2 protein-coding genes and 1 tRNA gene are annotated in these 2,611 nt (G+C 55.6%); 2 read left to right on the plus strand and 1 reads right to left on the minus strand.

Annotation, left to right across the window (positions count from 1 at the left end; all coding sequences use genetic code 11):
* The first annotated feature begins 197 nt into the window (after positions 1–197).
* Positions 198–284: transfer RNA gene (locus tag FBQ85_29070), tRNA-Leu, on the plus strand.
* 102 nt (positions 285–386) lie between these two features.
* Positions 387–650 (plus strand): hypothetical protein, encoded by a 264-nt coding sequence (locus FBQ85_29075; GenBank protein MDL1879185.1) that lies wholly within the window; start codon positions 387–389, stop codon positions 648–650.
* Between the two features lie 194 nt (positions 651–844).
* On the opposite strand, the gene FBQ85_29080 is transcribed toward FBQ85_29075, so the two are convergent.
* Positions 845–2,611, minus strand: a 1,767-nt coding sequence (locus tag FBQ85_29080; GenBank protein MDL1879186.1) for a multifunctional oxoglutarate decarboxylase/oxoglutarate dehydrogenase thiamine pyrophosphate-binding subunit/dihydrolipoyllysine-residue succinyltransferase subunit, incomplete at its 5' end; no start/stop codon positions are given.

Here is a 2,611-nt window from a genome sequence, read left to right on the forward strand (position 1 = left end):
GTTGATTGCAGCCACCGGAACAATGCAATTGAAGCGTGTCATAGAGATTCCGCAATTCGAATTCAAGAATCCAACATCCAAACTTATTTCGGATTGTTGGTTGCGGATTCCAGATTGAAACCGGCGGAACGATTCTATTGAAGAACATCACGGAGCTTCCGCAATCCGAATTCAAAAATTTACAATCAAAACGTATCGCCGGGGTGGCGGAACTGGTAGACGCAAGGGACTTAAAATCCCTCGGTTGCTATGTAACCGTGCCGGTTCGAGTCCGGCCCTCGGCACTGCATAAAATTTAATCGGCTTGTGACTCGCATGAGTCTACAGGCCTTTTTTGTTTCAAGCGTCCGCGGCGCAACCGCAATTCCCAAAATCCACCTTCTCTCATGAGCAAAACGAAAACCGCCAGCGACGGCCCCAAAGGTTTCACGTTCGCAGAGAAAGCGATCATCTGGATCGTGTTTTGTTTGCTCGTTGGCTTGAGCACAAACATTCTGATCTTTCCTGCCATGTTGCTGCTCTCGTGGAGCATCATGAAGTGGCGAGGGCAATATCTCTCTAAGGCGCCGTTGCTTAACCGGCTGTATCCCATCTTAACGTTTCTCGCGGGCGCGGGCTTGATTTGGTGGGTGATTCAGGGCCAGAGATAGTTCGTTCGCGCGTATTCACAAAGAATCACCGCCAGGGTTCTTGTGAAGTCGCAGCCCAATTGTCGAGTGCTTCACAAGATTCCTCCTGAATGACTGGGACAAGAGCAGGGGTAAATCTTGAGCTTAACGTTGTCATGTTCGGGAACACCGTTCAAAGCGTTTCACCCAAATCATTCCACGTGACATTTTTTTCCTCACTCACCCCGCTCAAACGCCCGCCGCACCAAATCTTCCTGCTCGATAACATGCAGCTTGTGGCTGCCGGTTGCCGGGCTGCCGCTGGAAAGTCTTCCAACATAAGATAAACGATGCGAATCCGGCATCACGTCGCGCATGCGCGCTTGCACGATATTCCACGCGCCCATGTTGAAGGGTTCTTCCTGCACCCAGCGTATGTCCCTAGCCGCAGGATAACGCTGCAAGATTTCGCCGATTTGCGCGTTGGGAAAGGGATAGAGCTGTTCGAGGCGAACGATGGCAGCTTGATTGTTCGCGTGTTCGCGGCGGTGTTCCATCAAATCAAACGCGACCTTGCCGGTGCAGAGCAACAGGATTTCAGCATTCGCCGGCGCTTCCGGATCATCGAGCACGGCTTGAAACGTGCCCTGCGTTAAATCCGTGGCGGCGGCCTTGGCCCAGGGCGAGCGCAACAGGCTTTTCGGCGTCATCACGATCAGCGGCTTGTGAATGCCGGAATGAATCTGGCTGCGCAGCAAATGAAAATACTGGCCGGCGGTGGTGGGCATGGTCACACGCATGTTACTCTGCGCGCACAGCGTGAGAAAGCGCTCGATGCGCGCGCTGGAATGCTCGGGTCCCTGCCCTTCGAAGCCATGCGGCAGCAACAAAACCAACCGGCTTTTCTGGCCCCATTTGTATTCCGCCGATGAAATGAATTGATCGATGATGATCTGGCCGCCGTTCACGAAATCGCCGAACTGCGCCTCCCACAAAACCAACGCCTCCGGCCGCGCAACCGAGTAGCCATACTCGAAGCCGAGCACGGCATATTCGCTCAGCAAGCTGTCGTAAATGATCAACGGCATTTGCCCGTCGCGAATGTGATTGAGCGGCGTGAATTCCGCTTCATTTTTAAAATCCACGAACACCGCATGGCGATGGCTGAACGTGCCGCGTTGCGAATCCTGCCCGGAGAGGCGCACCGGCACCCCCTCCAACAGCAACGAACCGAATGCGAAGGCCTCGGCCAGCCCCCAATCCACCGCATCTTCAGCGAGCATGCGGCTGCGCGCTTGCATCTGTTTCGCCAATTTGGGATGCAAGGTGAACCCCTCGGGAAAGCGAATCAACGCGGTATTGATTTCTTCCAAAATTTCGCGCGATACCGCGGTTGAAACCGTGCTCACCAGCGGCGGCGAGGCGGGCCGCTGCGGCATTTTCACCGGCGCGGGCGGGCCGCTGCGGCGGGACGTTTCGCTGAAGGCGGTTTCAAGCTTCGCCTGAAAATCATTGAGCATGCTCTCGGCTTCCTTCAGCGTCATTTGGCCGCGCTTGACAAGCTGTTCGGTGTAGAGCTTGCGTACCGAACGCATGTCGTTGATGCGGGCGTACATCAACGGCTGGGTGTAGCTGGGCTCGTCACTTTCGTTATGGCCGTGCCGTCGGTAACACACCAAATCCACCACCACATCTTTTTTGAACTTTTGCCGGAAATCCACGGCAAGCTGCATCACCCGCACACACGCTTCCGGATCGTTGCCGTTCACGTGCAAGATCGGCGCTTGCACCATTTTTGCGACATCCGTGGCATAAACCGTCGAACGCGCATCAACCGGCGCAGTGGTAAAACCGATGCGATTGTTGACCACGATGTGAACGGTTCCGCCGGTGCGAAAGCCCGGCAGCGCGCTGAGATTCAGCGTCTCCGCCACCACGCCCTGCCCGGCAAACGCAGCATCGCCGTGAATCAAAACCGGCATGGCGCTGGAGCGTTCGCGGTC

This window comes from Cytophagia bacterium CHB2 (assembly GCA_030263535.1).
Lineage (GTDB): Bacteria > Zhuqueibacterota > Zhuqueibacteria > Zhuqueibacterales > Zhuqueibacteraceae > Coneutiohabitans.